Source organism: Burkholderia sp. AU30198, from assembly GCF_020419825.1.
Taxonomy (GTDB): Bacteria; Pseudomonadota; Gammaproteobacteria; order Burkholderiales; family Burkholderiaceae; genus Burkholderia.
The window spans coordinates 320,364-343,704 of the sequence record NZ_JAIZSA010000002.1 but is presented as its reverse complement, the minus strand read 5'-3'; the positions used below and the strand labels follow the sequence as shown (position 1 = coordinate 343,704).

Below are 23,341 nucleotides of genomic sequence, written 5' to 3'. Positions count from 1 at the left end.
CCATTCTATGAATGGATGCTGTCAGAAAGTGGCAGCATGGAACGATGACGCGTGCCGAACGATTGCTCTCGCTGCTGCAGGTGCTGCGGCGCTACCGCCGCCCGGTGAGCGGCCGCGTGCTGGCCGGGGAACTCGGCGTCAGCCTCCGTACGGTCTATCGCGATATCGCGTCGCTGCAGGCGCAAGGGGCGGACATCGATGGCGAGCCGGGTGTCGGCTATGTGCTGCGCGCCGGGTTCATGCTGCCGCCGCTGATGTTTTCGCAAACGGAACTGGAAGCGCTGATGCTCGGCTTTCGCTGGGTCGGGAAGTTCGCGGATGCGCAGCTCACGACGGCTGCTGCCGATGCGTTCGCGAAGATCTCCGCGGTGCTGCCCGCCGAATTGCGCCGCGAGATGGAGTGCACGACACTGCTCGTCGGCCCGCGCACGATCGTGGATCGGGAAACCATCGACATGAGTGTCGTGCGCGCGGCAATCCGAACCGAAGGCAAGCTCAGGATCCGCTACACGGGCGAGGGCCGGAAAGCGACCGACGAACGGATCGTGTGGCCGTTCGCGCTCGGCTATTTCAATGACGTGCGGATTCTGGCGGCATGGTGTGAAGGCCCGAACGATTTCCGGCATTTCCGGACGGATCGCATCGTCGGGCTCGAACCGCTGGACGTGCGCTATCCGCGGCGGCGCGCGGCGTTGCTGAAGGCGTGGCGCGCGGCGGGCGCCGACGTGCGCGTGGCGGTGAAGTAGCGCGCGGCCGGCGGCGGGACGGAAAACGGGCCGCGCATCGCGCGCCCCGTTCCGTGCGGCCGCTCGACCGCACGTATTGCTGCGCTCAGGCGACGTGCGCCACGCCGTATTGCGCCGACAGGTACCGCCGGATATCGGCAGGCGAATCGATGAAGCGCCTGCCGTTGTGCTCCCGAATCGCAAGGGTGTCGTCGTCCGGCACCTGTCCGTCGCCGAGCACGAGCACGGGGGCCGACTGGTTGTCCGCACCGATCAGTGTGACGATCGGCTGGCGCGGACGCGGGGCGTCGATGTATTCGACGTCGACGGCGTCGCGCAACTGCGGATAGAAACTCAGCAGCCCTTCGACGGAAACGGAATCGCCGCAGTAGAACGGACCTTCGGAGTCCTTGAAGAAGCCCGGGCGGAGAATGAACAGTGTGTCTTTCATGATGGTCTCGCTATGACAGAGGGAAAAACGTCGAAAAAAACGTGATGTGGGGGGGTACGTGACGTCGCCGGATTTCACGCTTCCGCGAGCGCGGCGGCGCGCATTCTCGCGAAGCCGGCGGCCAGGTCGGCAATCATGTCGTCGGGATGCTCGAGCCCCGCATGAATCCTCAGCAGCGGGCCGGTCGCAGCCCATTGGGTGGCGGTGCGGTGGCGCGCCGGATTGGACGGGATGATCAGGCTTTCGAAGCCGCCCCAGCTATACCCCATGCCAAAGCACGTCATGCCGTCGAGCAGGGCGCGCACGGCCTCGTCGGCTTGCGGATGCAGCACCACACCGAACAGCCCGCACGCGCCCGTGAAATCGCGCTGCCACAGCGCATGGCCGGCGTCGCCGGGGCGTGCCGGATACAGGATCCGCGCGACTTCCGGCTGCTGCGACAACCACTCGGTCAACACGTGCGCGTTGCGCTGATGCCGTTCGAGCCGGACCGACAGCGTACGCAGGCCGCGCAGCGCGAGATACGCGTCGTCGCCGCTGACGGTCATGCCGAGCTGCCGGTAGAAGCGCGTGACTTTCGGCGCGAGCGCCTCGGTCGTCAGAATCGCCCCCATCAGCACGTCCGAGTGCCCGGCGATGTACTTGGTCGCGGCGTGAATCGACACGTCGACGCCATGCGAAAACGAGCGGAAATTCAGCGGCGTGCCCCATGTGTTGTCGAGCAGCACGACCGCGCCGTGCCGGTGCGCGACCTGGCAGATGGCCGGAATATCCTGCACTTCGAAGGTCAGCGAGCCCGGCGATTCGGCGAATACCGCGCGCGTGTTCGGCCGCATCAGCGACGCGATGTCCGCGCCGATCGTCGGATCGTAGTAAGTCGTCGCGATGCCGAGGCGCGCCAGCGTTTCGTCGCAGAACGAACGGGTCGGGTCATACACCGAGTCGGCCATCAGCAGATGGTCGCCCGGATTCAGCACCGCGAGCAGTGCGGTCGTGATCGCACTCAGGCCGCTCGGCGTCAGCAAGGCGGCGTGCGCGCCTTCGAGCCGGGCGAGCGCTTTCTCGAGTGCGCGCGTGGTCGGGCTGCCATGACGCCCGTACGCGAGCGGCGTGCCGCGCACGGCGTCGAGCGCGTCGGTGCCGTGAAAGAGCAGCGTCGACTGGCGATAGACCGGCGGGTTGACCGGCGAGCCGGGCTGGCCGTGCGAGCGGCCTTCATGGGCGAGAACGGTGTCGGACGAATGCAGGTGGTTCAAGATGTCTCCTTTGAGTGTCGATCAATCGAGGCGGGGCGGCCGTCGCGCGGTCAATGCAGGATCTTGTCGAGGAAGTCGCGCGCGCGTTCGGAATGCGGCGCCGCGAAGAACCGGTCGCTGGCCGCGTCCTCGACCACCGCGCCCTGGTCCATGAAGATCACGCGATGCGCGACCTTCCGCGCAAAGCCCATTTCATGCGTCACGCAGACCATCGTCATGCCGTCGCGCGCGAGCTCGACCATCACGTCGAGCACCTCGTTGATCATCTCGGGATCGAGCGCGGAAGTCGGCTCGTCGAACAGCATCGCGACCGGGTTCATCGACAGGGCGCGCGCGATCGCGACGCGCTGTTGCTGCCCGCCGGACAACTGCCCCGGATACTTGTGTGCGTGCGCTTTCAGGCCGACACGGTCGAGCAGCTTCATGCCGTTCTCGACGGCCTCGTCCTTGCGGCGGCCGAGTACCTTGATCTGCGCAAGCGTCAGGTTGTCGGTGATCGACAGGTGCGGAAACAGCTCGAAATGCTGGAACACCATGCCGACGCGGGCGCGCAATTGCGCAAGCTTCGCGGCGGGATCGCCGAGCCGCGTACCGTCGACGGTGATGCTGCCTTTCTGGAATGGTTCGAGACCGTTGATCGTCTTGATCAGCGTCGATTTTCCGGAGCCCGACGGCCCGCACACGACGACCACTTCGCCCTTCGAGACTGCCGCGCTGCATGCCGAGAGCACCTGGTGCTTGCCATACCATTTCGATACGTTGTCGAGCGTAATCATGTTCTGTCCGTCGATGGAGTTCATGTGAAGGTCGGGTGCGCGTTCAATGCGTGGACGGCAGCGCGAGGCGCGTCTCGACGCGACCCTGCAGCCGCGTGAGCAGCGTGCTCAGCACCCAGTAGATCGCGGCGGCGGCGAGATAGAGCGGCAGCGGCTGGAACGTCGCGGCGATCACCTCCTGCGTCGAGCGCAGCAATTCGGTGACGGTGATCACGGAGACCAGCGACGTGTCCTTGATCAGGCTGATCAGCGTGTTGCCGAGACTCGGCACCGCGAGGCGCAGCGCTTGCGGGCAGACGACGTAACGCAGCGTCTGCACGTGCGTGAGACCGAGACTGTGGGCGGCCGCCCATTGCCCGCGGCCGATGCCGAGAATCGCGCCGCGCATGCTCTCGGACAGATAGGCGCCTGCGTTGAGCGTCAGCGTGAAGATGCCGGCCGTCGTCGGATCGAGCGTGATGCCGAGATCGGGCAGCCCGTAGTAGACGACGAACATCTGCACGAGCAGCGGGGTGCCGCGCATCAGGCTCACGTAGCCCTGCGCGAGGCTGGCGGCAAGCCGGTTGCTGCCGATGCGCATGATCGCGATCACGAGCCCGACGACGAGACCCAGTGCCATCGACGCGACGGCGAACTTCAGCGTGAGCATGGCGCCCTTGACCATCACGGGCAGCGTATGTACGACCAGTTGGAGTGCTTCCATTGCGTGTCTCCTGATTGTGTGCCGGACCGCCCGCGCGTTCGTGCATTCCGTGCGCGCGGGCGCGGGGCGGGCTGCGTTATTGCGTCACCGGCTTGGTCGTGTCCGCGCCGAACCACTGCATCGAGATCTTCTTCAGCGTGCCGTCCTGCTGCAGCGATGCCACTGCATCGTCGATGGCCTTCGCGAATTTCGGATTGCCCTTGCGGAACGGGATGCCCATCCGGTCCTCGCCGCCCGGGAGCACGGAGCCCGGGCGCAGCGGCAGGTGCGAGTTCTTGATCAGGTAGCTGAGCATCAGGCGATCGTTGACCGCCGCGTCGATCCGGCCGGCCGCGAGGTCACGCAGGTTTTCCGGCGTACCGGGGTAGACCTGCAGGTCGATCGCGGGCACGGTCTTGACCAGATCGACGTAGTTGCTGCCCATCGTCACGCCGACCTTCTTGCCCTTCAGTTCGTCGAGCGACTTGAATGCGCGCGCATCGTTTTGCCGTTGCAGCAGCTGCGCGGATGAATACACGTACGGCGCGCTGAAGTCGAGCGCCTGCTGGCGCGACGGTGTGATCGCGACCTGGTTGACGATCACGTCGAACTTTCCGGCCTGCAGGCCGGCAAGAATCCCGCTCCATTCGGTCGTCACGAACTGCGGCTTCACGCCGAGACGAGCGGCAACCGCCTTCGCGACGTCGACGTCGAAGCCTTCGAGCTGGCCGTCGGCATTGCGGTAGTCGAACGGCGGGTAGGTGCCCTCCAGCGCGATCTTCAGCACACCGGCCTGCTTGACGGTGTCGAGCAGGTCAGCCGCGTGCGAGGTCGCGGTCGCGATGCAGAGGAGGGCGGCCGCGATGCCTTGCTTGAACGTCGGGGTGAAGTGCTTCATGGTTGTCTCCGGGGTTGTTGTCGAAAATTCAGGGTGTGCGACGCCGCGGCGACGGGCGGCGTCGCCGTGAGCGGAAAGTCGGTGAAGCGTGACGCGCGAGGTGGCGGGCGTGGCTGCCGGCCGTGCGCGATGCCGTGCGTTACGGCATGCGTTCGTGGGCGATGAAGGACCGGTGTGCGTGCGGATGGATGACGCAGGCGCGTGAGCAGCAGCGAAGGCCGGCGTGCGCGGCGAAGCGTTCAAGCGTGCGATTCATGATTGCCCGTGCAGCATTGCGAGTGTGGTGGACCGGATGCATCGTCGATGCGTATCCGGCGACAGGAATGCGGTGCGACTGAGGCCAATCTTAGTTTTGTCAAAAAGGAATGTGTTTCCAAAGATGCGTGCACTTTTCACGCGTCGTGGAATGTTTTTCTCTGCGCGCGAGAGGTGGCGCATGCGATCTGCTGCGGTTGCGCACGATGCGAAGGATCAGGTGCTACGGCACGGGCGGACGGTTGCTCCCGGCTGCGATCCGGCCGTGCGCCGAAAAGCAGAACGGCCAGGCTGCCGTGAGCGGCAAGCCTGGCCGTTGGCCATCGTCAAGCAGGAAGCGCGTTACTCGAACGTTTCGAGCGCGAGCAGTTCTTCAATGGTCTGCCGGCGGCGGATCAGCCGCGGCGCGCCGCGATCGACGAGCACTTCCGGCGCGAGCGGCCGGCTGTTGTAGTTCGATGACATCGACGCGCCGTATGCGCCCGCGTCGTGCAGGAACAGCAGGTCGCCGATCTGCGGCTGCGCGAGCTTGCGGTGCGTGACCACGCCGCCCGCGTCCTGCGTGAACACGTCGCCCGATTCACACAGCGGCCCCGCGATCGCGAGATCGACGAGCGGCCGGCCGGCCGGCAGCGCGCCGTCGTGCGTGTGCACGGACACCGCGTGGTAGCTGCCGTACATCGACGGGCGCATCAGGTCGTTGAAGCCCGCGTCGATCAGCACGAAATCGTGCTTCGGCCGGCGGTTGACGGCCTGCACTTCGGTGACGAGCGTGCCGGCTTCGGCGACGAGGAAGCGGCCCGGTTCGATCTCGATGCGCACCGGGTGGCCGAGATGCCGTTCGATCCGCTTGCGCGCGGCGTCCCACTGGCTGAAGTAGTGACCGACGTCGACACGCGGTTCGCCGTCGCGATACGGGATCGACAGGCCGCCGCCGGCCGAGATCGCGTCGATGTCATGACCGAGCGACGTGACGAGATCGACCATCGCATCGCACACCTGCGACAGGTGGCCGTAGTCGACGCCCGACCCGATGTGCATGTGGATGCCGACGAGCTTCAGCCCGTACTGGCGCACGATCTCGATCGCGCGCGGCACGTCGTCGATCCAGATGCCGTGCTTGCTTTGCGGGCCGCCGGTGTTGGTCTTGTTGCTGTGGCCGTGGCCAAAACCGGGGTTGACGCGCAGCCACACGCGGTGGCCCGGCGCGTGCTCGCCGATGCGCGCGAGCATGTCGAGCGAACCGGCGTTGACGGTCACGCCGTGCTTCAGCACGGCCGCGAGTGTCGGGCGGTCGATCAGGTCGGCCGTGAACACGACGCCTTCCGGTTCGCCAGAAGGGCTGAACCCGGCCGCGAGGCTGCGCTCGATTTCGCCGAGCGACACGGCATCGACGCACGCGCCTTCGTCGCGCATCAGCTTCAGGATATGGAGGTTCGAGTTCGCCTTCTGCGCATAGCGGATCACGTCGAACTGACGCAGTTGGGCGATGCGGTCGCGGATGACGTCGGCGTCGTACACCCACAGCGGGGTGCCGTATTGCTGCGCGAGCGACGCGAGCTGGCGGGAATCGAGGGACATGGCAGATGAATCGGATCGAATGAACGGATAGCGTCGATGATGCGCCTGATTGGCTATACAGTAAAATGCCTGTTTATCGGCATTCAATTCATATCTGATATAGCAGATCATGCTCACGCACCGTCATATCGAGGTCTTTCGCGCGTTGATGGTCACCGGCAGCACGACGCGCGCGGCCGAGATGCTCTATACGTCGCAACCGACGATCAGCCGCGAGCTCGCGCGGATGGAGCAGGTCGTCGGCTTCGCGCTGTTCGAGCGCGCGCACGGCCGGCTGCGACCGACGATGGCCGCGCTCACGTTGTTCGACGACGTGCGGCTCGCGTATGTGGGGCTTGAACGCGTCGCGGCGACGGCCGCGCGCCTGCGCGAATTTCGCGACGGTCAGTTGTCGGTGATCGCGCTGCCGGCGTTCTCGCACGCGATCCTGCCCGGTGCGTGCCGGCGTTTTAACGAGAAGCACGCGGGCGCCAGCGTGTCGGTGGCGACGCAGGAATCGCCGGTGCTCGAGGAGTGGCTGACCGCGCAGCGTTACGACCTCGGGCTGACCGAGCGCGACGTCGCGCCGGCCGGCACCGTGCTCACGCCGCTGCTCGAAGTCGACGAAGTGTGCGTGCTGCCCGACGGCCATCCGCTGCTCGCGCAGGATGCGATCGATCTGCTGGATCTCGCCGATCGCCCGTTCGTGAGCCTGTCGCTGAACGATCCGTACCGCATCCTGATCGACGAGGCGTTCGCGCAGCTCGGCGTGGCGCCGCGCTCGGTCGTCGAAACACCGTCGGCCGTGTCGGTGTGTGCGTTCGTGCGGCAGGGGCTCGGCGCGGCGATCGTCAATCCGCTGACCGCGCTCGATTTCGTCGGGCGCGACCTGCACGTGCGGCCGCTCACGCGGTCGTTTCCGTACCGGGTCAGCGTGATCGTGCCCGAGCACCGGCCGAAGAGCCTGCTCGTCGATGCGTTCGCCGACGCGCTGCGCAGCGAGGCGAAGGCGATCCGCCGCCGGTTGGCAGCGCTGCTCGGCTGACGCGGCCGTATGATGGGCGTTTCGCCGTCATCGTCGTCTCTTTCCGGAACCCCTCATGACCGATGTTTCTGCTTCCCTCGAACCACCGACTCTCACCGGCGAACGCGTCGAACTGAGGCCGCTCGACCGATCCGACCGGCAGGCGCTGCTGGACGCTGCCGCCGACGGCCAGTTGTGGAACCTGAAGGTCACGGTCGTGCCGGGCCCGGACACGATCGACGCTTATATCGATACCGCACTGCAAGGGCGTTCGGCCGGCACCGTGATGCCGTTTGCGATCGTCGATCGCGCATCGGGCCGCGTGATCGGCAGCACGCGTTTCTGGAAGATCGATCGCAAGAACCGCAAGCTCGAGATCGGCCATACGTGGCTGGGCGAATCGGCGCAGCGCACGCGCGCGAATACCGAGGCGAAATGGTTGCTGCTGGGTTACGCGTTCGACGAGCTGCAATGCGTGCGCGTGCAGTTCACGACCGACGAGCTGAACGAGAAATCGCGCGCGGCGATCCTGCGGCTCGGTGCGAAGCAGGAAGGCATCGTGCGGCACGAACGGATCATGCCGGATGGCCGCAAGCGCAATTCGGTGCGCTTCAGCATCATCGATGACGAATGGCCGGAAGTGCGTGCGCGGCTGTTGGCGAAGCTCGCGACGTAACGTGTGACGCGTGACGTTTGACGTGCGTCGCGCCGCCGGAAGGGGAGTGGCGACGCGATCGACAGGGGAAGCAGCGCGCCGCGCCTAAAGCGCGGCGCTGCGGCGCGTTACTGCGCCGATGCGAGGTGGTGGCGTTCCGCGAGTTTCTGCGCGTCGGCGTAGTGCTTCTGCAGGATCGGCAGCGACTGGCGGGCGACTTCCTTCAGCTTCGTGTCACGGCCCGACGCGATTTCGGCCTGGAATGCCGAGATGGCCTTCTGCTCGCCGGCAAGTGCGACCTGCTCGATATACGCCTTGTCGAACTCGGCGCCGCGCAGGCTCTTGATGCTGTTCAGCACGGCCGTGTCGGGGTCGTTGGCCGGCACGTCGACGCCGCGCGGGCTCGCTGCGCGCATCGCCTGGATGATCTTTTCATCGTCGGTCGACACGCGTTGCGCGAACGCCTTGACCTGGCTGTCCGACGTGCGCGAATCGGCGATGCGTGCCGCGTCGTGCTGGGTCGACACGGTCTTCGTGCCGTCCGTGATGAAGGCCTGGTCGGCTTCGTGGATGCGCGTCGCGGCGGCAGCCGGTGCAGCCGGTGCGCCCGGTGCCGGTTGTGCGGTTTGCGCGGTCGCCGTCACGGCGACGAGAAGCAGGCCAGCGGCAGACAAAGCAAGGCGCGAGACTTGGGGAAAGCGGTTCATGGGACCTCCTTTCGATCGGGGCTCTGGTTGAAAAACGGATCACGTGATCCGTCGCTGTGCGAGAGACCGGGCGCGCCCGGGTCGGATTCGACCGCCGCTCTGCCGCGGCGCCGGTCGACGTGTTTCCCGACCCGACCGATTCTAGGAGAGCGATCCGGTAGCAGGTGCAACCGCGCTGTGGTTTGTGTAACGGTTGGTAAGACGAATCGATGCGCAAGCGCGCAGGCCGGTATTGCGTACCTGTCGGGTGTGCAGTGGCGGCAATTTTTGCGCGCATGGGGCGTGCGAGATGCACGTATGTTTCATCGGCTTTTCATCGTCGTGCTGCTGCGTCGTGCGATGACGTGCGCATCGAGCGATGGGGCGAACCGGATGCGTGAAGCGCGCGAATGCGTCACACGCGATCGAGCAATGCGTCGAGACGAGGCAGCAATGGCGTCGCGCAATGCGCCTGCAACGCGTCCGGCGCGGTGTAGCCCCACGCGACGCCCTGGAATGCGATGCGCGCGCGTCGTGCCGCGTCGGCGTCGCGGATTTCATCGCCGACATACAGCACTTCGTCGTTGCGCACGCCGGCCTCATGAACGAGTGCGCGCAGGCGGCGTGCCTTGCCGAACAGCGGAATGCCGCACGCGAAATGCTCGACGCGGCTGCTGGCTTGCGGGCCGAGCCGGTCGCGCACGATCGCCTCGGTATTCGACGTGGCGATCGCGATGCGGATGCCGCGCGCGACGAGCGCGTCGAACGTTTCGTCGACGCCGGGGAACAGCGCCACTTGTGCGACACGCGGCTGCATCAGGCGGCGCATGTCGATCGTCACGCGCGGCACTTTCCACATCGGCACCTCGAGCGCGCGAATGATGTCGCGCGCCGACATGCCGCGCAGCGCCGGGCGCAGCTCAGGCGTGGCGTCGCGAAAGCCGTGCAGGCGCGACGCTTCCGACAGCGCCGCGAGAAAGCTGTCGAGCGAATCGGCGAGCGTGCCGTCGAAGTCGAATGCGATGAGGCGGTAGGGCATGAAGCGGCGTGGCAGGTTGATCGGGCAGGCGACATTGTCACCGAATCGCGTCCCGTCGTCCGCACGGCCGGTTGCGCATGCCCGTTCGCTGGGGGAGCAGCCGATAAGTGTCGCCGCTTGTCGCCCCTCGCGCCGCGCGGTATCGTCAGCGTTTCGCCTTCCCCTACACCAACCGGAGACCGACGTGCCCGCTGCCACCCCTGCCACGCTGAGATTTTCCACCGACAAGCGCGAGCTCGATGTCGACGCGATCTTCGACTTCCTGCATCGCGACGCTTACTGGTCACTGGGTATTCCGCGCGACGTGGTCGAGCGTGCGATCGAGGGCTCGTTGTGCTTCGGCGCTTACGTGGGCGACCGGCTCGTCGGCTTCGCGCGGCTCGTCACCGATCACGCGACGTTCGCGTACCTGTGCGACGTGTTCGTGCTGCCGGCCGAGCGCGGCAACGGCTACGGCCGCGCGCTGATCGACCACGTGTTCGCGCAGGAGATGGTGCAGGGCCTGCGCCGCATCATGCTCGTGACGTCCGACGCGCACGCGCTGTACCGGCCCGTCGGCTTCGAGCCCTCTGCGAATCCCGAGCGGGTGATGGAGATCCGCCGCCCGGACATCTACGCGAAACGCTGACGCACGGCGCAGCGCATACAATATGCGCTTTCCGTTTTTGCCGAAGAGAAGCCCATCATGACCGAACAGGAAGCCGAACAGCTCGCGACGCATCGCCATTACAAGGGCGGGCTGTATCGCTACATCGGTGTTGCTCGCCATTCCGAAACCGAGGAATCGGTGGTCGTGTACGAACACCTGTGGCCGCATGCGCGCGGGCTGTGGGTGCGGCCGGAAGCGATGTTCAACGGGAACCTCGAAGACGGCACGCCGCGTTTCCGCAAGCTGCGCGACTGAGTGCGCGCCCGGGCGGCAGGCGCCTAGCGGGCACCGCCCGGCGTATCGCGCGATGCGTGTTGCCGCATCGCCATCGCGAAAAAGCGCCGGATCTCGTCCATCAGTTCCACACGGGCCGACGCGAAATCGAACGCGTGCCGGTTTTCGTGCGCATAGTGCTGGCGCCAGTCGTCGGCTGCGCGCCGCGCTTCGCGCGCCCGCAGATCGTCGAGCTCGGGCGTGCGCAGTGCGTGATCGGCGATCAGCGTCACGCCGTCCCGGCTCACTTCCAGCAGGCCGCCCGCGACGAGCAGGCGGCGGTGCTCGCCGCCCGGCGCGGCGACGACCGTCACGACACCGGGCCGCAACCGCGTGAGCAGCGGCGCATGATGCGGGTAGATTCCCAACTCGCCGCTTTCCCCCGGCGCGACGACGAAATGCGCGTCGCCCGAATACAGCACGTCCTCCACGCTCAGGATGTCGAGCTTCATCGACGATTCCACGATGCCCTCCGTCAGACGGCCGCCGCGCCGGCGACGATCTCGCACAGCTCGGTGGTGATCTGCGCCTGCCGCGTTTTCTGGTAAAGGCGCCGCAGGTCGCGCAGCACGCGATCGGCATTGTCCGTCGCGGTCTGCATGCTGAACATGCGTGCGCATTGCTCGCACGCGTAGTTTTCAACGACGGCCTGGTAGAGCGTCGCCTCGACATGGCGCAGCAGCAGCGTGTCCACGGCCGGCTTCGGCGCGGGCTCGTACAGATAGTCGGACGCCGCGGCACCGCCGGGCGGTGCGCCGGTGTCGAGCCCCGTGAGCGGCAGCATCGCGTCGATGCGCGGTTCGTAGGCGAGCGGGCTGGTCAGCCGGTTGTACGCGATGTGCACCTCGTCGAGTTCGCCGTTGACGAACGCGGTGAGCGGCACGAGCAGCGCGCCGAGCAGTTGCTCGAAATGCGCGCCGGCGGCCAGGCCGCTCGCGCGCGCGGTGACGGTCGCGCCATAGCGCATCAACGGCGGGAGGCCGCGCGCGCCGATCACGCTCAGCTCGCATGCCACGCCGGCGCGATCCCAGCGTTCGAGCGCATCGACACACTCGACGAGCAGCCGCGCGTTGAACGGCCCGCACAGCCCGCGATCGGTGCTGACCACGATCAGGCCGACGCGGCGCACGGTAGCGCGCCGAGCCATCAGCGCGGAGACGTGTTCGGGCCGGTCGCGCAGCACGCGTTCGGCCATCTCCCGGATACGCATCGCATAGGGGCGGAAATCGCGTACGCGCCGCTGCGCACTCGCCATCTTGGTGCGGGCCATCATCTCCATCGCCTTGGTGATCTTGCGCGTGGACGAGGTGCTGTCGATTTTCGAGCGGATTTCGCGTGTGTGCATGGCAGGCGGGCAAGGCGGGGCGCCCGATGTCGCCGGCGCGGTTGTAGCGCGATGCGCGGCTGGGCGCGGGGGCCGCGGCCAGCCAACTGTCATCACACCGTTTCATGCTATAGGGACTTCACCTGAAACGATTGACGTGGGTCAAACGATGGGCCGCCGTCGCGCACGAGAATCCGTTCACCTGATCCTCACGAAGAGGCGTTCGATGGCCGATGTCCGCCAGCATCAGAAGTGCGACGCGCCGATCGCGCGTTGCCGTGCGCTGCGCCCGGCGACGGTCGCGGTCGCGTTCGACAGCGTCGGGCATCGGGTCGTGCACGGCGGCCCGTATTTCACCGCGCCGGTGCGGATCGATGCACGCGTGCTGGAGAAGATCGAGTCGCTGGCGCCGCTGCGTCAGAAGCTCGCGACCGACGATAACCTGATGATCGCGCGGCATACGCGTCGTGTGCTGGACGACATGACGCTTCCCGCTTTGCTTCCAACCCTGTGAGTGAGCCCTTCGATGAAATCCAGCGAAACGTCCATGCAACCAGCACTCGCCACGCCGTCCGACCGTCCGCCTGCGTTGCCGATCTTCTGGCCGATGGCGGCCGCCGCCGCGATGTTCCAGGCCGGCACCGAAGTCGCCGCGCGCAACCTGCGCTTCCTCGCGGAAGAGGAGAAGCTGCATTTCGAGCCGCATCCGGTGCTGGCGTCGGCGAATCGTCCGCTGCTGGCGTTGCGGACGATGACGTTCCGCGATTACTCGGTCGAACCGGCGCACGGGCTGCCGACGATCGTCGATGCGCCGTACGCCGGGCACAGCGCGATGATCGCCGACTACCAGCCGGGGCAGAGTCTGATGCAGACGCTGCGCGAGCATGGCGTTACGCGTCTGTACCTGACCGACTGGCGCTCGGCGACCGAGGACATGAAGGATCTCGAGATCGATCAGTACCTGGCCGAGTTGAACGTATGCGTCGACGAGCTCGGCGGTCGCGTGAATCTCGTCGGGCTGTGCCAGGGCGGGTGGATGTCGGCGATGTACGCGGCGCGTTTCCCGCACAAGGTCGCAAGCCTCGTGCTAGCGGGCTCGCCGATCGACACCGATCTGGGCGACGGGCCGATCAAGCGGATGGCGCACGCATATCCGATGTCGTTCTACGAGGAGCTCGTGACGATGGGGGGCGGGCTGATGCGCGGGCGCTTCATGCTGCGGGGCTGGAAGAACATGCATCCCGACCAGCACTACCTCGCCGAGCACGTCGACCTTTACGAACACCTCGACGATCCCGGCTACCTGCACAAGCGCGAAGCGTTCGCGAACTGGTACGAAAGCCCGATCGACCTGCCCGGGCGCTGGTACCTGCAGGCGATCGGGCAGATCTTCAAGGAGAACCGGCTTGCGAAGGGCACGTTCGTCGCGCTAGGGCGCACGCTCGACCTGAAGCACGTCACGTGTCCGGTGTATCTGCTGGCCGGTGAAGCCGACGACATCACGACGCCGGAGCAGGTATTCGGCGCGCAGGCGCTGGTGGGGACGCCGGCATCGCGGCTGACCCGCCAACTGGTGCCGGGCGGGCACATCGGGCTGTTCATGGGATCGCGCACGTTGAAGGATGCGTGGCCGGGTATCGCGAGCTGGATCGCCGCGCAACGATAACGCGCGAGGCCGACTGTTGCCCGGGCGCCTACGCGGCGCCCAGCGCCTTCACCAGCTCGGGCGGTGCGTCCCTGGTCGTGACCTCCGGCGTGCCGTGCCATGCCGCGAGCTTCTTCACGGCCTTCGCGACGTCGGCCGCGAGCCCCGTGCCGAACCGCACGCCCGGCTCGACATGCACGGCCTTCAGTTCGAACGTGCCGAGCGTGCGATGCGCCTTCGCGTCGATGCGCCCGACCAGCCGGCCGCGATGCAGCACCGGCAGGCAGAAATAGCCGTAACGCCGCTTGTGCCCGGGCGTATAGCATTCGATCGTGTAATCGAAACCGAACAGCGTCGACGCACGCCGCCGGTCCCAGACGACCGGATCGAACGGCGACAGCAGCGTCGTGACCGTCGAGCGCAGCGTGTCGGCCTGCGCGGCCGGCAGCAATGCTTCGAGCGAGCGATGCACGTAGGCCGGTTCCTTCCAGTCGTCGATCGCCACCGGGATCAGGTCGCCCGCGTCCGCGAGCTGCTCGAGTTCCGCGCGGTACGAACGGCGCGGCAGCCGATAGTAGTCGGCCACCCAGTCTGCGCGCACGACGCCGAGCGCGCGGCACGTGTAGTCGAGCAGCGCGGGCAGCACGGCGTGGCGCGGCGGCAGGTCGCGCGTGTCGTCCCAGTCGGGCAGCACGCGCTCGCGCACGTCGTACACGCGCTGGAAATTGCGGCGTTCCGACACCATCAGGTCACCCGTCGTGAACAGCACTTCCAGGTGCTGCTTCTCGGGCTTGCGATCCCACCAGCCGTTGCCTTTCACGCCATCCTCGCGGGCGAAATCGGCCGAGCGGACGGGGCCCTCGTCGCGAATCCGCGCGAGCAGCCGTTCGATGTCCGGACGATTCTGCTCATGCCACTCGGCTGCGTACTTCCAGCCCATCCCTGACGGATCGAGCATCTTGTAGCGCATCAGGCCGAACTGCTCGACCGGCAGGAAGCGCGCTTCGTGCGACCAGTATTCGAACAGGCGCGCCTCGGCGAGATGTTCGTCGAGCCACTGCGGCGAGAAATCGCCGAGACGGCTGAACAGCACGAGATACGGGCTGCGCGCGACGACGTGGATGGTATCGATCTGCAACTGCGCCATCCGGCGGATCGTGTCGAGCACGTCGGATTTGGTTGCCTTGCGGCGGGGCGGCGTCAGCAGGCCCTGCGCGGCGAGATGCAGCGCGCGGGCGGCGGCGGGCGAGAGCGTAAGCATCGGAAGGGCGGCCGGGAGTGATGGTCGGGAACCACTTTAGCGCGAAAGCGGCGCGCGCGTGCGACGTGCCGATGCACCGTGTCTGACAATGGTTGACAGACGCGTTTTGCAAGTTTCCCTATAGTGCAGTTCATGGCGCGACGACAAAGACGCGCAACGATTTTGCTTCCGACGCACATATGTCCATGGCACGCAGGAAGCGAATCCGGGATTCTCAACCCCCATCGGGAGACCCGGAGCCCTGAGCGGACATCCATGCGGCTGTGCACCGGCCCCGTGTGGATGTCCGCTGATTTTTTTGTATTTTCCGGTTTGCCTCTCGGGACGCTTTTCCTTCTGTCCCTTCCACCGATTTCCGTTTGTCAGCCGGTCGTCTAGGACCGCTTGCCACGCGCGACTTCGTCGCCGGCGCCGGGCGGCAACCGCCGCGTGATCGGAATCGACGCGAACGAGCACAGCCCGACCACGAGAAACGCGGGCCAGAAATCCGACCACACCATCTTCTGATGACCTTGCAGCCAGTGCGAAATGTGCAGCACGAGGCCGGCCACCGTCACGCCCAGGCCGAGCGACATCTGCTGCACGACGCTGCCGAGGCTCGTCGCGCGGCCGGCATCGCGCGGCGAGATGTCCGCGTAGACCATCGAGTTCAGGCTCGTGAACTGCAATGCGGGGAAGATGCCGCCGACGAGCACGATCAGCCAGATCGCCCAGGTCGCCATGCCGGGATGGAACACGCCATAGGCGGCGATCGCGAGACCCGCGAAGGCCGCGTTGTAGATCAGTACCGTGCGGAATCCGAAGCGGCGCAGCGTATGGGTGGCCGTCGAGCGGCTCATCGCGCCGCCGAACGCGGACGCGCACGTGATGAGACCCGAATGGAATGCGCTCATGCCGAGCCCTTCCTGCAGCGCGAGCGGCAGCAGGAACGGCACCGCGCCGAGGCCGATGCGGAACAGCGACCCGCCGACGACGCTCGCGTGATACGTCGGGATCTTCAAGAAGCTGAGGTCGAGCACCGGGCGCTCCTTGCGGCGCGCGTACGGCACGTAGAGCGCGAGCAGGACGGTGCCGGTCACGCACATGACGAGCGCGTTCGAGCGCGACGTGAGCGAACCGTCGATCAGCGTGAGCCCCATCAGCAGCAGCGCGGCACCGCTGGCCGACAGCAGGAAGCCGAACCAGTCGAGCGGGCCGGGATCCGGTTCGCGCGTGTTCGCGATGTGCTTGCTCGCGAGGTAGATCCCGTAGATGCCGATCGGCACGTTGATGAAGAAGATCATCCGCCAGTGCAGGTAGGTCGTGATGAAGCCGCCGACGAGCGGCCCGACCGTGGGCCCGAACAGCGCGGGAATCGCGAGGTAGTTCATCGCGCGCACGAGATCCGAGCGCGGCACGGCGCGGAAGATGATGATGCGGCCGACGGGCACCATCATCGCGCCGCCGACGCCCTGGATGAAGCGTGCGAACGTGAGCACGCCGAGGGAACTGGATGCCGCGCACATCAGCGAGCCGACGACGAAGATGCCGATCGCGGTGCGGAACACGGAACGTGCGCTGAAGCGGTCGGCCAGCCAGCCGCAGATCGGGATGAACACGCCGAGCCCGACCACGTAGGCCGTGATCGCAATGTTCAACGTGACGGGGCTGTGCCCGAAGTCCCTTGCCATCGCGGGGAGGGCGGTGACGATGATGTTCGCGTCGACGCTTTCCATGAACAACGCACAGGCAACGATGAGCGGTGCTAGAAAGACGGGCGACATGGGCTGGGCGCGCGGTAAAGGCGTCATTATGCCCACAATGTGACCGTTGAGTCACGTACGACAACAGTTGTTCCGCATGTTGCAACAGTCGTCTTTTTTAGCGGGCGGCATGGAAAGAACGACTGCGCGGATGCGGCGCTTGCATGGCGTCTGCGTGCCGCATGGGTCTGGACGGCGGACAGTACGATCTTGCCGTCGCCGGACGCATTCACGTGCTCGACACCTGACAGGATCGTGACGATGTTGAAGTCGCGATCCCGGAACGGTATCTCGCGGCGCGCCTCGATCACGCGTTCGCATGTGTGGTGGTCCGGCGTGCGCCTGACCCGCACGTCGGTCACGCGTGCCGAGTGGAACCCGGCGTCGTCAACGCGCGGCGACACGTTTGCGCCGTGAGTCGTGCGGAGCGGCGCGATGGGTTCGCGCCGCAGTCATAAGCGCTGCGGCGCGGGGCGGCCAGGCCATTCGGGGCGTGTCTTCACGAGGATGAACAGGGTGGGCGAGGGCGCGGTCAGCCGGGGCACGCTGATTCCTTTTGACGGCGTGGCAGGGCGTTTCTAGAATATGAGCGTTTGCTCATATTCGAAACTCGCGTTCCAGCCATGTCCGAATCGTCTTCACGAATCCCGCTGGCGCCGCGAAAGGCGCCGCGTCAGCGCCGCTCGGTGGCCACCGTCGACGCGATCGTCGAGGCCGCTGCTCGCATTCTGGAGCGCGACGGCTTCGACGGTTACACGACGAACGCGGTCGCGGCGCTGGCCGGCGTGAGCATCGGCTCGCTCTATCAATACTTCCCGAACCGCGATGCGCTGACGGCCGCGCTCGTCGAGCGCGAGAGTGCGCACCTGCTCGACGACGTCGACCGGGCTGGCGCGCTGTCGTCATGCGACGACGTACTGCGCGCACTGGTACGCGCGGCCGTCGCGCACCAGATGCGCCGTCCCGTGCTCGCGCGGCTGATCGATTTCGAGGAGGCGCGGCTGCCGCTCGGCGCGCGCACCGCACGCGTCGCGGATTGCATCCACGCGACGCTGCTGCATGCGCTCGCGCAGCGCGATGCGCCGCGCGTTGCTGCGCCCGATGTCGTCGCGCACGATCTGCTCGCGATCGTGAAGGGGATCGTCGATGCGGCGGGGGCGCGCGGCGAGACCGATGCGGAGGGGCTCGACGCGCGGGCGTGGCGGGCCGTGCGCGGTTATCTGCGCGAGTCGCGCGAATCGAAACTTGCTTGATGGGCGCGTTTCGTGCGACAGTCGGACCCACTCGCAGCACAAAACGACGCGCATCGATCGAGGGCCATCGAGACGAGCGCGCGCGCGAACGAGACCTCGTGCCGACCCACTCACCATCGAAAGGAGGGGACACGTCATGACGTCACGTCGTGCCGCATCGATTGCATCTCGCTTCTCTGGCCGCTTCCCGACCCGCTTCCCGCTCCGTCTTTCACTGCATCTCGCGCAGCCCGCACCGCGTCTTCGCTGGGCCGCCGCACTGGCCGTCGCGTATCTCGCGGTGGCCGGCTGCGCCGCGCAGGCCGACAACGCGAACCAGGCCGCCGCGCAGGCGGCTGTCCAGTCAGCACCGCCGCCCACGGCCGCGATTGCCGCCCCCGCGTCGGGCACGCTGCTGCCGCCGCCGAGCCAGCTCTACGGCGACCTGTTCGTCGCGGTGCAGACCGCGCAGATCTATCCCGACCAGAAGACTTTCGTCGACGCGACGCCCGATAGCGACCCCGCGACGATCGTGCAGTTGTATCAGCAACAGAAATCGCAGCCGGGCTTCTCGCTGAAGGCGTTCGTCGGCCAGCATTTCACGCCGCCCCCGGAAAGCGGCGTGACGCCGCCGCCGAACCAGACGTTGCGCCAGCACATCGACTGGCTGTGGCCGCAGCTCACGCGCACGAGCGCGACGGTGCCGCCCTACAGTTCGCTGATCCCGTTGCCGAAGCCGTATGTCGTGCCGGGCGGCCGCTTCCGCGAAGGCTACTACTGGGATACCTATTTCACGATGCTCGGGCTGCAGGTGTCGGGCCGCGAGGATCTCGTCGACGACATGCTCGACAATTTCGCCCATCTGATCGACACGATCGGGCACATCCCGAACGGCAACCGCACGTACTACGCGAGCCGCTCGCAGCCGCCGTTCTTCGCGTACATGGTCACGCTCGCCGCGCAGGCCGAAGGCGACAAGGTCTATCAGAAATACCTGCCGGAACTGCGCAAGGAGCATGCTTACTGGATGCAGGGCGAAACCACGACGCCGCGCGGGCAGGCCGCGCGCCACGTGGTCGCGATGCCCGACGGCGCGGTGCTGAACCGCTACTGGGATGCGAGCGATACGCCGCGCGACGAGTCGTATCTCGAGGACGTGACGACCGCGAAGTCGGTGCCGGGGCGTCCGGCGAACGAGGTCTACCGCGACCTGCGCGCGGGCGCCGAAAGCGGCTGGGACTACAGCTCGCGCTGGTTCGGCGACGGCAAGACGCTCGCGACGATCCGCACGACGTCGATCGTGCCGGTCGATCTGAACAGCCTGATGTTCCATCTCGAGACGACAATCGTGAAGGGCTGCACGGTCACGCGCGACGTGGCATGCGTGACCGATTTTTCAGCGCGCGCGTCGCGGCGCGCGGCCGCGATCAACCGTTATCTGTGGAACCGCCGCGGCTACTACGGCGACTACGACTGGCAGCAACGCAAGCCGCGCGATGCCGTGACGGCCGCTGCGCTGTATCCGTTGTTCGCGGGCGTGGCCTGGCCCGAGCGCGCGAAGGCGACCGCGCGCGAGGTGCGCAAGACGCTGCTGCAGCCGGGCGGCCTCGCGACGACCACCGAGAACACCGGGCAGCAGTGGGATGCGCCGAACGGCTGGGCGCCGTTGCAGTGGATCGCGATCGACGGGCTGCGGCGCTATGGCGAACCGGCGCTCGCGAAGGACATCGGCACCCGCTTCCTGTCCGACGTGAAGCATGTGTATGCGACCGAAGGCAAGCTCGTCGAGAAGTACGTGGTGGAAGGCGCCGGCACGGGCGGCGGTGGAGGCGGTGAGTATCCGCTGCAGGACGGTTTCGGCTGGACCAACGGCGTCACGTTGAAACTGCTGGGGCAGTACGGCGAGTGACGCGCGGCGCGGGCCGCGCGCTGGTATCGCAAGAAAACGCACGGGCCGGACTGCCGCGCAAGCGGCCGTCCGGCCCGTGTTTGCATCCGGCTTGCGTTAGAACGTGATCGTCGTGCGCACGCCGACCACCGTTTCGTCGCCGATGCGCGCACCGGCCGCGTTCGGGTTCGGGATGCCGCCGCCCGGACGGAAGAAGTGCTGCAGGTCGGCCTGCATCTGCCACCACGGCGTGACCTGGTACTGGTAGGTCGCTTCGACGACGGTCTCCGCGCGGCGCACCGGGTAGCCGGGCGTCGAGTAGACGCCGGTGTCGCCGTCGAGGCCGCGCGCATGCGAGCCGATCTTCGCGTAGCCGACCGCGATGCCTGCGACGTCGTTGTCGCGTCCCTTGAACGGCGCCTTCAGCGTCACGCCTGCGTTAGCAGCGAAATCGACGGTATTGCGATCGCCCGGCGCACCCATCACGCGCGCGAACACGTTGACCGAGCGCGGGCTGTCGGCCGACGGCCGCCATACCATCTGGTCCGCGACCGCATAGAACGAGTAGTTGCCGCGATGGGTGGCGGGCGTGCCGTTGCTCGCCGGATCTGCGAGCGACAGGCCGTCGGTGCCGAAGCGCGGGTCGTTCGCATGCTGCGACTGATACCAGAAGCCAAGCTTGTACGTGCCCGGCAGGCCGGCCGGCTGCGGTGCCTTCGGATCGGCGGGCGGCGCGTTCAGCGCGTACTGCACTTCGCCGATCACGAATGCGCCGCTGCGCAGGTTGAAGTTGGTGCCGTGCGCGTTCAGCACTTGCGCGTCGCCGTCGGTGCGGCCGGCCGGGTTGCCGTCGAACACGCCGACCATTGCGGTCCACGCGTCGGCCGGCTTCACGCGCAGCCGCACGCCGAGCGACGACAGCGGATAGGCGGGGCCGCCGGCCGGCAGGTCGGTCGACGGCAGCACGGGCCAGCCGAACGTCGCGTTCATGAACGTCGCCGCGTTCTGGCTCACCATGAATTCCTGGTCGACGCTCTGCTGGCCGACCTTCACGTCGACCTTGCCGTCGAGCAGCGACTGCTGGTACCAGAGTTCCCACAGGCGCGTGGTCGAATTCGCCTCGATGCCGGTCGCGGTCTGCAGCGTCTGCAGATAGCGCTGCGTGAGGTTGGTGCCGTGAATCTGCAGCGCCGACACGTTGAACGTGCCGCCCGGCAGCCCGACCGCCTTGCCGGTGTCCACGTTGAAACCGAATTGCGTGAGCCCCTGGTACGCGCCGCCGCGATTCGTGCCGCCCGACGTGTTGTACAGGTACTCGCTGGTTTCCTGCAGGCTCAGCGTGATGCCGTGATCGCCGAGCACGTCGCGCAGGCCGCCCATGTTGCCGAGCAGGTTCGAACGCTCCCAGAACCCGGTGGGTGCGGGCGCGGCAGCATCGGCGGCCTGTTGTGCGGGAGCGGCGGCGTCGCTGGCGCCGGCCGCCGGTTCGGCCGCGGCAGGCGGCGACGATTGCGCGAACGCGGGCGCGGCGGCGAGCGACAGCAGCAGCGTGGCGAGCGCGTTCAGGCGGAGCTTGCGCGGGACGGGTTCGAGGTAGTTCTTCATGTGGGTTCCGTTGACGGTTTGATTAGTTAAGCTGAAGAAACGAAAACGTGTTGCGAGAAGCGTGGCGAGACGATCGCACGGCGGCACCTGGCGCGTGGCACGGCCGCGCGACGAGGGACTTACGGCAGCCAGCCGCCGACGCGCCCCACCTGTGCGAAGCCGAGGCGCGGCGCGACGGAGCACAGCAGCGCGACGAGCGCGACCGCGGCTGCCATTACCGCGACCATCAGGCAGTCGAGCGGGCGAGGCGCTGCCGGCACGTGGGCGAGCACGGTGCCGCGCCAGTTGCTGAACGCGTGAGCGAGCGGCGAGAGGCCGGAAACGAATGAGCGGTCGCATGCGACATGCACGATGCGCTTGAGTCTGACCGCGAACGATTGAAGAAACATGACGCTGCCTCCGTCCGGTCCGGCTCGGGCCGGACGACGTGGTCGAGCGCGGGCGCATGACGCGGCCTGCGATCGGAGGGTGGAACGTAACGGAGCGTGCAACGGATGAACCGGCGATGGCCGGCCCGGGAGGAAGCGCGCTAACCCGACGAATGCGAGCTAGCGGCGAAAGACATGCGTCTGGCTGCTATCTCGCGATGGCTTGGCCGGCCTGGACCGGCATCGAACTACAACTAGAGCATGTGTCCACGGAGGGACTCCCTTGATGAATTGCGGCGGATTGTATGCGTGTCGTTTGCTGCAGCGCAAGTAAAAAACGCATAAAAAGCGACGCGCGTTGTGCGAGCGCCGCGACGGCCTGCTCGGGCACGGGGCGGGCGGCAGATGAACACGACGGGAGGCGCCGCCCCGTTGTTCATACGCATCGGACCCCGACGGGACAACGCGCCCTGAAAGGTTGTGCCGCGTGTTTTCAAGGGCAAATCTTTCAGTGCCGCGAAGCAGGAAATTTATTTCGAGAAAAGGGGTTTCGAGGGGTTGACTTCACTTTCGGGGCGTCCATAGAATCCGCCATCTTCACTTTTGGGGCCGCCGCCTTGGACGCCTGCAGTAGTCGATCTTCGAACGAAATTTCCGCCTGAGCGACAAACGTCCGCGCCTCACTAGAAGCCGCCGTTTGTCACCCAGGCAAACGGTGCGCGCAGCAGTATTCAGCAGTAACTCCCTACGTGCACCCTGATTCGCGCCGGTTAGCGTGATGCGTTTTCGCATGCGCCGTCCGGTTTCACCGCCGCTTGGCAGGCGGCCGCGTTCGCGCACGCCTTTCCCGGGCTCGCGAATCCCGGCCCGCAGGCCTGACGGCGGTCAACCGTGTTCTCCGGAACACCGCACAGGAACAGGAGCCGCCATGAACGACAGTGACAGTTGTCCCTTATGCCCATTGCACATACAGACCCTTTTGAACCCGGGTCGCAGGGACAATCCGGCCGACTAGCCTGACACGTCGTTCAGGCCCCGGACTGGCCCCGCGCCCAACACGCGGCCGGCACGCCTGCCGTCGCCGCACGGAGCCAGATCATGAACTTCGGCCTTCTGCTGTCGAACCTCCCGCACGTCACGGAATCGCGTAACCACTACGACGCGATGCTGACGCTCGACGCCCGTCCGCGGGTGTTCTCCCGCCTGTTGAACCAGCTGAAATCGTTGATCCACTGAAGCAAGCAGTACCGAGCGCGCCTCGGCATGCGCACGCACGGCCGCCATCGAGCGGCTGCCCCGCGCGCATTCCAAGGTCACACGCTCTTTAGATAACCCTTAGCCGTACGG

The 23,341-nt window shown here is 66.7% G+C and carries 24 protein-coding genes and 1 pseudogene; 10 read left to right on the top strand and 15 right to left on the bottom strand.

What is annotated here, in order from left to right; translation table 11 throughout:
• Nucleotides 1-44 precede the first annotated feature (44 nt).
• Complete coding sequence (locus LGN19_RS07145; RefSeq protein ID WP_226213708.1) at nucleotides 45-746, top strand: helix-turn-helix transcriptional regulator; 702 nt, start codon at nucleotides 45-47, stop codon at nucleotides 744-746.
• Between the two features lie 85 nt (nucleotides 747-831).
• On the opposite strand, the gene LGN19_RS07140 is transcribed toward LGN19_RS07145, so the two are convergent.
• From LGN19_RS07140 to lysA, 6 genes are all read right to left on the bottom strand, one after another.
• Nucleotides 832-1,176: a DUF3088 domain-containing protein gene (locus LGN19_RS07140; protein WP_122476409.1), complete on the bottom strand. Its 345-nt coding sequence runs from the start codon at nucleotides 1,174-1,176 to the stop codon at nucleotides 832-834.
• Between the two features lie 74 nt (nucleotides 1,177-1,250).
• Nucleotides 1,251-2,432, bottom strand: coding sequence for a cystathionine beta-lyase (gene metC / locus LGN19_RS07135; protein ID WP_226213707.1), 1,182 nt, complete (start codon nucleotides 2,430-2,432; stop codon nucleotides 1,251-1,253).
• A gap of 50 nt (nucleotides 2,433-2,482) precedes the next feature.
• Nucleotides 2,483-3,208 carry an amino acid ABC transporter ATP-binding protein gene (locus LGN19_RS07130; RefSeq protein ID WP_043181353.1) on the bottom strand — a complete coding sequence of 242 codons (726 nt, stop codon included), beginning with the start codon at nucleotides 3,206-3,208 and terminating at the stop codon, nucleotides 2,483-2,485.
• A 43-nt stretch (nucleotides 3,209-3,251) separates the two neighbouring features.
• Nucleotides 3,252-3,911 carry an amino acid ABC transporter permease gene (locus LGN19_RS07125; protein ID WP_011354443.1) on the bottom strand — a complete coding sequence of 220 codons (660 nt, stop codon included), beginning with the start codon at nucleotides 3,909-3,911 and terminating at the stop codon, nucleotides 3,252-3,254.
• A 76-nt stretch (nucleotides 3,912-3,987) separates the two neighbouring features.
• The gene (locus tag LGN19_RS07120) at nucleotides 3,988-4,788 is read right to left on the bottom strand and encodes a transporter substrate-binding domain-containing protein (RefSeq protein WP_122947658.1); all 801 of its coding nucleotides are present in this window, start codon (nucleotides 4,786-4,788) and stop codon (nucleotides 3,988-3,990) included.
• A 597-nt stretch (nucleotides 4,789-5,385) separates the two neighbouring features.
• Nucleotides 5,386-6,624, bottom strand: a complete 1,239-nt coding sequence (lysA, locus tag LGN19_RS07115; protein WP_175220157.1) for a diaminopimelate decarboxylase — start codon at nucleotides 6,622-6,624, stop codon at nucleotides 5,386-5,388.
• 109 nt (nucleotides 6,625-6,733) lie between these two features.
• Here lysA and LGN19_RS07110 point away from each other — a divergent pair, with 109 nt between their 5' ends.
• Nucleotides 6,734-7,648 (top strand): LysR family transcriptional regulator, encoded by a 915-nt coding sequence (locus LGN19_RS07110; protein WP_174955807.1) that lies wholly within the window; start codon nucleotides 6,734-6,736, stop codon nucleotides 7,646-7,648.
• Between the two features lie 55 nt (nucleotides 7,649-7,703).
• The gene (locus tag LGN19_RS07105; RefSeq protein WP_122947655.1) at nucleotides 7,704-8,303 is read left to right on the top strand and encodes a GNAT family N-acetyltransferase; all 600 of its coding nucleotides are present in this window, start codon (nucleotides 7,704-7,706) and stop codon (nucleotides 8,301-8,303) included.
• Nucleotides 8,304-8,410: 107 nt separating this feature from the next.
• Here the strand turns inward: LGN19_RS07105 and LGN19_RS07100 are convergent, their stop codons facing one another.
• Nucleotides 8,411-8,989, bottom strand: a complete 579-nt coding sequence (locus tag LGN19_RS07100; protein WP_174955805.1) for a DUF4142 domain-containing protein — start codon at nucleotides 8,987-8,989, stop codon at nucleotides 8,411-8,413.
• A gap of 394 nt (nucleotides 8,990-9,383) precedes the next feature.
• Nucleotides 9,384-10,007: an HAD hydrolase-like protein gene (locus LGN19_RS07095; RefSeq protein ID WP_226213706.1), complete on the bottom strand. Its 624-nt coding sequence runs from the start codon at nucleotides 10,005-10,007 to the stop codon at nucleotides 9,384-9,386.
• Between the two features lie 184 nt (nucleotides 10,008-10,191).
• On the opposite strand from LGN19_RS07095, the gene LGN19_RS07090 reads away from it, so the two are divergent.
• Entirely contained in the window at nucleotides 10,192-10,635 is a 444-nt protein-coding gene (locus LGN19_RS07090; RefSeq protein WP_174976810.1) for a GNAT family N-acetyltransferase, read from the top strand.
• A gap of 57 nt (nucleotides 10,636-10,692) precedes the next feature.
• Nucleotides 10,693-10,911, top strand: coding sequence for a DUF1653 domain-containing protein (locus LGN19_RS07085; protein ID WP_006480837.1), 219 nt, complete (start codon nucleotides 10,693-10,695; stop codon nucleotides 10,909-10,911).
• A gap of 23 nt (nucleotides 10,912-10,934) precedes the next feature.
• Here LGN19_RS07085 and atpC read toward each other — a convergent pair whose 3' ends face one another.
• Nucleotides 10,935-11,393: an ATP synthase F1 subunit epsilon gene (gene atpC / locus LGN19_RS07080; RefSeq protein WP_226213705.1), complete on the bottom strand. Its 459-nt coding sequence runs from the start codon at nucleotides 11,391-11,393 to the stop codon at nucleotides 10,935-10,937.
• 11 nt (nucleotides 11,394-11,404) lie between these two features.
• Nucleotides 11,405-12,274 carry an ATP synthase F1 subunit gamma gene (atpG, locus tag LGN19_RS07075; RefSeq protein WP_226213704.1) on the bottom strand — a complete coding sequence of 290 codons (870 nt, stop codon included), beginning with the start codon at nucleotides 12,272-12,274 and terminating at the stop codon, nucleotides 11,405-11,407.
• 205 nt (nucleotides 12,275-12,479) lie between these two features.
• Between atpG and LGN19_RS07070 the strand changes: the two are divergent.
• Nucleotides 12,480-12,668: pseudogene (locus tag LGN19_RS07070) on the top strand (hypothetical protein); the annotation flags it as partial.
• A gap of 132 nt (nucleotides 12,669-12,800) precedes the next feature.
• Nucleotides 12,801-13,919, top strand: a complete 1,119-nt coding sequence (locus LGN19_RS07065) for an alpha/beta fold hydrolase (RefSeq protein WP_122947651.1) — start codon at nucleotides 12,801-12,803, stop codon at nucleotides 13,917-13,919.
• Nucleotides 13,920-13,947: 28 nt separating this feature from the next.
• Here the strand turns inward: LGN19_RS07065 and LGN19_RS07060 are convergent, their stop codons facing one another.
• The 3 genes from LGN19_RS07060 to LGN19_RS07050 form a co-directional block, all read right to left on the bottom strand.
• Nucleotides 13,948-15,159 carry a winged helix-turn-helix domain-containing protein gene (locus LGN19_RS07060; RefSeq protein WP_226213703.1) on the bottom strand — a complete coding sequence of 404 codons (1,212 nt, stop codon included), beginning with the start codon at nucleotides 15,157-15,159 and terminating at the stop codon, nucleotides 13,948-13,950.
• A gap of 374 nt (nucleotides 15,160-15,533) precedes the next feature.
• A complete protein-coding gene (locus tag LGN19_RS07055; RefSeq protein WP_226213702.1) occupies nucleotides 15,534-16,922 on the bottom strand; it encodes an MFS transporter in 1,389 nt (462 codons plus the stop codon).
• 26 nt (nucleotides 16,923-16,948) lie between these two features.
• Entirely contained in the window at nucleotides 16,949-17,338 is a 390-nt protein-coding gene (locus tag LGN19_RS07050; RefSeq protein WP_226214029.1) for a darcynin family protein, read from the bottom strand.
• Nucleotides 17,339-17,524: 186 nt separating this feature from the next.
• On the opposite strand from LGN19_RS07050, the gene LGN19_RS07045 reads away from it, so the two are divergent.
• Nucleotides 17,525-18,154 carry a TetR/AcrR family transcriptional regulator gene (locus LGN19_RS07045; protein WP_226213701.1) on the top strand — a complete coding sequence of 210 codons (630 nt, stop codon included), beginning with the start codon at nucleotides 17,525-17,527 and terminating at the stop codon, nucleotides 18,152-18,154.
• A gap of 136 nt (nucleotides 18,155-18,290) precedes the next feature.
• Nucleotides 18,291-20,042 carry an alpha,alpha-trehalase TreA gene (treA, locus tag LGN19_RS07040; RefSeq protein ID WP_226213700.1) on the top strand — a complete coding sequence of 584 codons (1,752 nt, stop codon included), beginning with the start codon at nucleotides 18,291-18,293 and terminating at the stop codon, nucleotides 20,040-20,042.
• A 96-nt stretch (nucleotides 20,043-20,138) separates the two neighbouring features.
• Here the strand turns inward: treA and LGN19_RS07035 are convergent, their stop codons facing one another.
• A complete protein-coding gene (locus LGN19_RS07035; RefSeq protein ID WP_226213699.1) occupies nucleotides 20,139-21,626 on the bottom strand; it encodes a carbohydrate porin in 1,488 nt (495 codons plus the stop codon).
• 119 nt (nucleotides 21,627-21,745) lie between these two features.
• Entirely contained in the window at nucleotides 21,746-22,015 is a 270-nt protein-coding gene (locus tag LGN19_RS07030) for a hypothetical protein (protein ID WP_122947645.1), read from the bottom strand.
• Nucleotides 22,016-23,092: 1,077 nt separating this feature from the next.
• Between LGN19_RS07030 and LGN19_RS07025 the strand changes: the two genes are divergently transcribed.
• Nucleotides 23,093-23,230: a hypothetical protein gene (locus LGN19_RS07025; protein WP_164462697.1), complete on the top strand. Its 138-nt coding sequence runs from the start codon at nucleotides 23,093-23,095 to the stop codon at nucleotides 23,228-23,230.
• Nucleotides 23,231-23,341: the final 111 nt, after the last annotated feature.

Bases quoted from the DNA above. Each gene is read 5' to 3' on its own strand.
- LGN19_RS07145 (WP_226213708.1), top strand. From the start codon at position 45: ATGACGCGTGCCGAACGATTGCTCTCGCTGCTGCAGGTGCTGCGGCGC.
- LGN19_RS07140 (WP_122476409.1), bottom strand. From the start codon at position 1,176: ATGAAAGACACACTGTTCATTCTCCGCCCGGGCTTCTTCAAGGACTCC.
- LGN19_RS07130 (WP_043181353.1), bottom strand. From the start codon at position 3,208: ATGATTACGCTCGACAACGTATCGAAATGGTATGGCAAGCACCAGGTG.
- LGN19_RS07125 (WP_011354443.1), bottom strand. From the start codon at position 3,911: ATGGAAGCACTCCAACTGGTCGTACATACGCTGCCCGTGATGGTCAAG.
- LGN19_RS07120 (WP_122947658.1), bottom strand. From the start codon at position 4,788: ATGAAGCACTTCACCCCGACGTTCAAGCAAGGCATCGCGGCCGCCCTC.
- lysA (WP_175220157.1), bottom strand. From the start codon at position 6,624: ATGTCCCTCGATTCCCGCCAGCTCGCGTCGCTCGCGCAGCAATACGGC.
- LGN19_RS07110 (WP_174955807.1), top strand. From the start codon at position 6,734: ATGCTCACGCACCGTCATATCGAGGTCTTTCGCGCGTTGATGGTCACC.
- LGN19_RS07105 (WP_122947655.1), top strand. From the start codon at position 7,704: ATGACCGATGTTTCTGCTTCCCTCGAACCACCGACTCTCACCGGCGAA.
- LGN19_RS07100 (WP_174955805.1), bottom strand. From the start codon at position 8,989: ATGAACCGCTTTCCCCAAGTCTCGCGCCTTGCTTTGTCTGCCGCTGGC.
- LGN19_RS07095 (WP_226213706.1), bottom strand. From the start codon at position 10,007: ATGCCCTACCGCCTCATCGCATTCGACTTCGACGGCACGCTCGCCGAT.
- LGN19_RS07085 (WP_006480837.1), top strand. From the start codon at position 10,693: ATGACCGAACAGGAAGCCGAACAGCTCGCGACGCATCGCCATTACAAG.
- atpG (WP_226213704.1), bottom strand. From the start codon at position 12,274: ATGCACACACGCGAAATCCGCTCGAAAATCGACAGCACCTCGTCCACG.
- LGN19_RS07065 (WP_122947651.1), top strand. From the start codon at position 12,801: ATGCAACCAGCACTCGCCACGCCGTCCGACCGTCCGCCTGCGTTGCCG.
- LGN19_RS07060 (WP_226213703.1), bottom strand. From the start codon at position 15,159: ATGCTTACGCTCTCGCCCGCCGCCGCCCGCGCGCTGCATCTCGCCGCG.
- LGN19_RS07055 (WP_226213702.1), bottom strand. From the start codon at position 16,922: ATGTCGCCCGTCTTTCTAGCACCGCTCATCGTTGCCTGTGCGTTGTTC.
- LGN19_RS07045 (WP_226213701.1), top strand. From the start codon at position 17,525: ATGTCCGAATCGTCTTCACGAATCCCGCTGGCGCCGCGAAAGGCGCCG.
- treA (WP_226213700.1), top strand. From the start codon at position 18,291: ATGACGTCACGTCGTGCCGCATCGATTGCATCTCGCTTCTCTGGCCGC.
- LGN19_RS07035 (WP_226213699.1), bottom strand. From the start codon at position 21,626: ATGAAGAACTACCTCGAACCCGTCCCGCGCAAGCTCCGCCTGAACGCG.
- LGN19_RS07030 (WP_122947645.1), bottom strand. From the start codon at position 22,015: ATGTTTCTTCAATCGTTCGCGGTCAGACTCAAGCGCATCGTGCATGTC.
- LGN19_RS07025 (WP_164462697.1), top strand. From the start codon at position 23,093: ATGAACTTCGGCCTTCTGCTGTCGAACCTCCCGCACGTCACGGAATCG.